The 6,764-nt window shown below is 37.1% G+C and carries 4 protein-coding genes; all 4 read right to left on the minus strand.

Features of this window, described 5'->3' with window-relative positions; all coding sequences use genetic code 11:
- Positions 1 to 196: 196 nt before the first annotated feature.
- From ACEYX7_RS10135 to ACEYX7_RS10150, 4 genes are read right to left on the minus strand one after another with little or no spacing between them, the layout of a single operon-like run.
- Entirely contained in the window at positions 197 to 1,408 is a 1,212-nt protein-coding gene (locus tag ACEYX7_RS10135) for a GIY-YIG nuclease family protein (protein WP_374900531.1), read from the minus strand.
- A gap of 12 nt (positions 1,409 to 1,420) precedes the next feature.
- Positions 1,421 to 3,394 carry a DEAD/DEAH box helicase gene (locus tag ACEYX7_RS10140; RefSeq protein WP_374900533.1) on the minus strand — a complete coding sequence of 658 codons (1,974 nt, stop codon included), beginning with the start codon at positions 3,392 to 3,394 and terminating at the stop codon, positions 1,421 to 1,423.
- Between the two features lie 11 nt (positions 3,395 to 3,405).
- Positions 3,406 to 6,072: a class I SAM-dependent DNA methyltransferase gene (locus ACEYX7_RS10145; RefSeq protein ID WP_374900534.1), complete on the minus strand. Its 2,667-nt coding sequence runs from the start codon at positions 6,070 to 6,072 to the stop codon at positions 3,406 to 3,408.
- Positions 6,073 to 6,116: 44 nt separating this feature from the next.
- Positions 6,117 to 6,581 carry a hypothetical protein gene (locus ACEYX7_RS10150; RefSeq protein WP_374900536.1) on the minus strand — a complete coding sequence of 155 codons (465 nt, stop codon included), beginning with the start codon at positions 6,579 to 6,581 and terminating at the stop codon, positions 6,117 to 6,119.
- Positions 6,582 to 6,764: the final 183 nt, after the last annotated feature.

Consider the following 6,764-nt stretch of genomic DNA (forward strand, 5'->3'; position numbering starts at 1 on the left):
GTAAAACGATGTATCAAATTAAGCAAGGGCTTCTTGATGACTATATTTGTGAGCAACTTCGTTGCCCTTCGGTTAGGGTTGCGTAAGTCCTAACTAATTAAAATAAGCACCGTTCGCCCTGAGCTTGTCGAAGGGTAACAGGCGTTATGGTTCGATTTACCGAGCAATGCTCCTCACACCACGAACGCCTTGTTCACTATAATACAGTTTTAACTATAGTTTGAGCTTTTAAATCAAACCGATAATCAACAATCTCACCACTCATAATCAGTCCTATCGCCTCCTCAATCACCTCTAACGGCACGACAAACCATTCCCTTGGATTTACTCGTAGATTGTTTTTAGTATCAAATTCAACATCTAAACACACTGTCGCAAATACCCTATGAATTAACTGCTCAAATTTTTTAGCATTTAAATTATAAATTTGATAGGTTTCTACGATTGCTACATCGTCATAAAGGTACGTCGCTTCATTTTTAGCGTTCTTAATACGTTCCTCAACTGGAGTACTAGAAAAGCCAATTTTGTAGAGATTCTTAATACCCTTGATTTCTGGTCGCTGAGACTTTGATTTTAAAATGTATATCCAACCCAAGCTTTCATCTTCATCAGTTATGTTTTCAGGGCTATCAAAAATTTCTAATTGCTCAGACTCGTCTAAATCTGAGACCATTTTTTGTCCACCTTTATCAATCGCTTTAGCGAGAGAACGGTAATACATGTTGCTGATTGTTCCGTTTTCGAAGATTGTAATAGTACGACCATCCTTCAACCTTGTTGTATTAAAACTTAAGCTATCATCGTGCCTTTTGGTTTCATCTACTTTTTTAAGAAACACCATTACTCCGTCTATAAAATAGAATTTTCCTTCATCTAATTCAGCATCTTTAAACTCAACGATTCGCCTTCTACCATCCTTAATTTCTTGATGAACTTTATGGAACATTTTTTCATAGGGTGCAAATTCTCTATCACCAAGCGTTTCACGGCGAGCCACAAAGTCCGTTTTAACCCTATCCTCTTCTTTAGGGATATGGCGGTATTTAAAGATTGATAAATCATCGGAAGTATCTAAAATCCCTGAATCATCATTAAAAATATCTTCTAATGTGGGTAAGTCCATCTCGACATGACCCAATAGATTATGCCTATCAAAGGGCTTGAGGATTTTTTTGATACTGTCATCACTACGGATTTTCTTTAGCCGAGCCAGTAGGTTAGATTCAAACATACTGCTAGTGCTAGGTTCTCGATGATTTTGATCGACAAAAGCATTTATTTTCTCAAATTCATCAATCAAAGGGTCTTCATCATTTTTTACCGCTGTAGTAGGATTTTTAGTATCTAAAATCCTAAACGTGTCATCATTGAAAATATCATCAAGTGTTAATTTTTTGTCCGACATTGTAGCTTATCCTTAAATCTCGCCCATATTACGTTTACGGTTGAGTTCTTTTAATAATACGATAGCCTCTGCCATGCGTTTTTCTTTTTGGTCAAATGATTGTAAATTAGGGAATTTGCCAGTTTTCTCATGATATTCCTTGATTTTCGGCCATAAGGCTATGGCTTCTTCTTCAGTCATTTCAATTTTGATAGACTGAATGTAATCATCGACTAGCTTTAAGGTTTTTGAGGTTATTGCTTTTGACAATATTTCAAAGGCTTTTTGAAACGGGTTGATTTGGTCAATCAAGTCAATGTGTATGTCATCAATATTGACAAAGCTATTCGCCATTCGGATGAACTTTTTGCCCCCTTCCTCGACGATTTGACCATTTTTAACCACCGAATCAATCACAATATGCTGTCTAACCGCTTCAACTTCTTCGTCATTCAAGTCAGGATAGACTTCCTTAATGATTTTTGGAATAAGAACTTTATTGATGACTTCAGGTTCGACATTACCAGGCATGGCTTTTAGCATGATATCATTTTGTAAGATTTTGGCTTTTAAGTCGTTTAAATCTTGCTCAATAATTTCTTTTGCCCGTTGAGACGTTGCCGTTTTAAATCCACCCACTCGAATGGTATTCTCGTCATCATTTTTCTTATCGTTGTTAGCTTCTTCCTCATCTTCGGATTTGAGTTTGAAGTTAAAGTTCGGGGCAAGCACCTGCTCCATCAATAACGATGCGGTAATCGCTTTAAGCATATTATTGACCGCTACCTTGACTTCTGTGCCTTCGGCTTCAGGCTCGGCGATAAGATTGGTAAATTGAGCATGGACTTTATTTGAGCTATCTCGGGTAACACGTCCGATAATTTGAATAATTTCGGTCAATGAGCCACGATAGCCAATGGTTAGGGCGTGTTCACAATATGGCCAGTCAAAGCCTTCTTTTGCCATACCCAAGGCAATAATGATATCAATGGCATCAACATCGTCCATTGAGCGTAAGTATTGTGAGATTTTCTCTCTATCTTTGGGTTCATCGTTAACCAAGTCGGCGACTTTTAGGGTTTTGCCTGTTTGTGCATTTTTGACATAGATAACGCCTGTATCGGGGTCTTGGTAGTCCACTTCGCCCAATATGTCTAGGATATGTCCGACTTCCGCCATTTTATCTTTGGATGATTCATTGGCATTGACATTGGGAATATGAATAATGGTCTTTTTATTCACATCCAAGATTTCTTCCAATGCCGAAATATCTTTATCAAATGGCTTTTTAAAATATCTTCCTGTATAAAAATGATAGCCAATTCCCAATGATTTTAGGTATTCATAGCCATTGAGCTGTTGATAGTAGTTATAAGTGACTTTGGTAAATTTGATTTCATCTTCAGGCAATAGTACAGGCACACTATCGCCCCGAAAATATGAACCTGTCATCGCGACAATATGGGCATTCGATTTTGCCATGATGTTTTTAATCACTTCGCCCAGTCGGTTATCGCCTTCGGCTGACACATGGTGAAACTCATCAATCGCAATCAAGCAGTCGTTAAACTGGGTTTGCTCAATTTCGGCACAGGCAAAACGAAATGTCGCATGGGTACAAATTAAAATCTGTTCATCAGATTCCAAAAATTCAAGAAAGGTAGCGACTTTACTTTTTTCTGAGCTAGCGGTGCAAAGGTTATAATGTGGGTTGGGTGTCCAATTGGCAAAAAAGCCATCTTTTGTGAGAGCAGTTGATCTAAACGATGCCCCAATATTGCGTTCGGGTACGGCTACTATGACTTTTTTGATACCTTGATTGCGTAATTTTTCAAGGGCGATAAACATTAATGCCCGAGATTTACCCGAAGCGGGCGGTGCTTTAATCAGCAGATATTGGGCGGAATTGGCATCAAATGCCTTTTGTTGCATTTCTCGCATACCGTAGGCGTTGGTTTTTTTGCTACTACCTGTTTGGTTATATTCGGATTTAAAAAAGTCTGGCACGGTGTGTTACCTCATTGGGATTTAGCTTTGGGCGTTGATTTGGTTGTCTTTTCTTCGCTAATCATTTTTTCATACAGTTTGAATAGGTATTCTAGGCGTTCGCTATCACTATCAAAAGGTTTCAAACGGTAGCATTGCTCAATGGCTTCATCTAGGGCTTGGTGAGCTTGTTTTAGGTCATTTGGCATGGTGTCGGGGTTATACATCCATGCGAGGGTTTTGCCGATATGATTGGCTCTAGCTTCTATGATATCTAATACATATTGGCGTAAGTTTTCCTGTTGCTTTTTATCGATTTGTGGGAAAGGGAAAGTGTTATAGCAGAGTCTTGATGAATATCTATAACGAGTTTCTAATTTTCCACCAATAGCATTAATCCAAACCATGTGCATTTTTGATAATAATATTGCAGAAATAATTGGCGTTGGGTTCTCAATAATTTGTACTGAATCAGTATAAGCATACTTACCTCTAAATAATTCAATGGGTAAATATGCTCTTTTTTCTGATGATACTCTAGGTATTACTAAATAGTCTTTATCTTCGGCAATATGTTTCTTACAAAATCTGTAAGGCAAAATATCATTTTCTCGTTCTACTTTGCATAAGTTTACTCGTTCTCTGATAAAGTTATCTTTTAATGCCTGTGAATACTCGCTCTCATTGATATAAAGGCAATATTTTTTTGTGCCACTTATAAGCTCAGCAGCACCAATTAATTGCCTTATAAATTTTTTATTAAACTCATTGATATTTTTATCTTTTTCCTGCTCATCAAAAAACAAGGCATCACTTTTAGAAATGTAATTAACTCGATTTGGTGATTCATATCCAAGTATTTTATTAGAATTACTTAGGGGTGAAATAATAATATCCCTCTCATCTCGCAGATAAGCATTAATATTTTTGGCTTCGTTTTTGAAGTTATTCGAAAATATATATTTCGATTGATTTGAAGTATTTCTTATAGCTACAATAACTACGGCAACAACAGCGTTACTTTTAGCATTATTTTCCCAACTAAAAGAAGTATAAGCAAAATCAATTTCAATTTGGCTACTTAATATTTTATTCCATAACAAATCGACTTGCTCACCTTGGCAGATTGAATTTGTAGCTACTAACGCACATTTGGCATTTCTATTTTTGATGTATTTTTCTGCTAGTATAAACCATCCTGCTACATAATCTAGCTTACCTGAATTAGTGGTAATAAGTGCTAAATCAGCTTTTTTATCAAGGTCCATCCTAGCTGAACCACAATACGGCGGATTACCAATGATATAAACCTCATCAGAATCACTAATCGGACATACTTTTTCCCAATTTTCACGAATCGCATTACCTTGCTTGATATTCCCCATTGTCTTTAACGGCAAAATCGAACTCACTACCGCATAATCTGACAACTGCTCCTCAAAAATAATATTCATCTGATGTTCAGCAAGCCACAACGATAAAATCGCAATCTCATGAGCAAAATCATTAAACTCAATCCCATAAAACTGAGAAATCTTAATCTGTGAACCAAACGTCATCACAACATTCTCGGATAACTCAATAACCTGCTTAATCAACTCAATCTCAAGTACCCGCAACTCTTTATACGTGATAATCAAAAAATTACCACTCCCACATGCAGGGTCAAAAAATTTCGCCTTAGCGATACGATTTTGCAACTTATAAAGCTGATTAACGGTTGTCGCCTTCTCAAGTTCCTCATAAAATTCATCAAGGAATAACGGCTTAATCAGCTTCTTAATATTGGGAACAGAGGTGTAATGTTGCCCAAGGTTACTTCTATCAACCTTATTCGTCACCGCCTGAATCATCGAACCAAAAATATCGGGGTTGATGTTTTTCCATTGTAGCTCACCAAGCTCAACCAAGATTTTGCGAGCCTTTGCCGAAAAAATTGGTGAACTAATTTTATCTCGGAATAAACCGCCATTCACATACGGAAAGTCCGCCAAAAACTGCGGTAAATCCTTGGTGTCCTGCGAATCCAAACGAGCAAACAGCTTATCCAAAAACAAATGCGTGTCCGAGCCGTCTTTGGCGGTGTGCTGTACCAAGGTATTGGTAAAAATACTGTCTTGTGCAAAAATCCCTGTGTCTTCGGCAAAAAAACAAAATAGCAAGCGAGATAAAAACACATTCAAAGAATGAATCTGTTCTTTGGACTGATAGATATCGGGGGTTTCGCTGATTAAATGGTCATATAAGGTTACCATTTTATAAGCGGCATTTCTATCCGCTTCATTATCATTCGCTGAATGATAAACTTCGCTTCCTGCAAGCGGTAAGAAAAAGTCGTAATGCTTGGGTAATTCGTTAAACGCAATATCAAGCGTTTTGCCGAGCTTTAAATCTTTGGCTACCAAATGCTCATAATCGGTCATCAAAGCGAATCTAGGGATATGTTTGGCGACAATACTATCACTAGAAACGCTATCAATGGCATTGAGTAAATTATCGCCATTTTCTACTCGAAATAGGATTTTTTTGGCATATAGCACCTCATTGTCACGTTTTGAACGGTTTTGGTCACCTTTTTTTAGGCGACTAATGATAGATTTGCTAATGCCATACGCAAGAAGGAAATCATAGATAAAATTTTCATTATCGCCTGTAGATAGGATGTTCTCTAATTGACTGGCTATTTCGTGGCTACTCATGGATTACTCAATAAAACGCTGTTTTTCTTGGAAAATAGTAGAATTTAACACAATAAAAAATCCTTTGCCATAATATTCTTACAGAATGACAAAGGATAATAAAATTGATAAGCTGTGCTAGTTATCTTTTTATTTTTATTATCAATTAAAATGCCTTTTGCTTCGTAGTCCACTTGATAGCCGTTATCCTGGAACACTTTTTTGTAATATTCATGGATATGCAACTGACCATTTGCACTCGTACCATTCGTCGCTCTAAGTTTGGCATTGAAAGCCATAAACCAAAAGTAAAATACAACGGCTTGAATCATAAGCATCACTACGACAGCTGACATAAAGCTAGTAAAAAACGAGCCTTTATAATAAAAACCACTCGCCAATCCTAATATGACCGTCAAAATAGCGACGATTTTAAAATAACGCTTTCTACCTGGCGTTAGCTTGAATCTTGGGATTAGTTGGAGTTTGGGTGCATTGTCATCATTGGCACTAAGAATTTGGACAGTCATAGCAAAACCTTTCTTTTTAATTAAAAAAAGCATAGTAATTAGGACTTACGCAAAACCGTAATTTTTTTGCATAAGGGGAATAAACTATAGTAGCATAAGGCATGACAAAAAACCACTCACACGCTTAGACTACTGCCAATACCTAATGGTGAGCCAAACCAACTACACACTCACCTACTATGC

The sequence above is a fragment of the Hubeiibacter jixunmingi genome, from assembly GCF_041928215.1.
Taxonomy (GTDB): domain Bacteria; phylum Pseudomonadota; class Gammaproteobacteria; order Pseudomonadales; family Moraxellaceae; genus Acinetobacter.

Excerpts from the sequence above, each read along its gene's own strand:
- ACEYX7_RS10150 (WP_374900536.1), bottom strand. The coding sequence starts at position 6,581 with ATGACTGTCCAAATTCTTAGTGCCAATGATGACAATGCACCCAAACTC.
- ACEYX7_RS10135 (WP_374900531.1), bottom strand. The coding sequence starts at position 1,408 with ATGTCGGACAAAAAATTAACACTTGATGATATTTTCAATGATGACACG.
- ACEYX7_RS10145 (WP_374900534.1), bottom strand. The coding sequence starts at position 6,072 with ATGAGTAGCCACGAAATAGCCAGTCAATTAGAGAACATCCTATCTACA.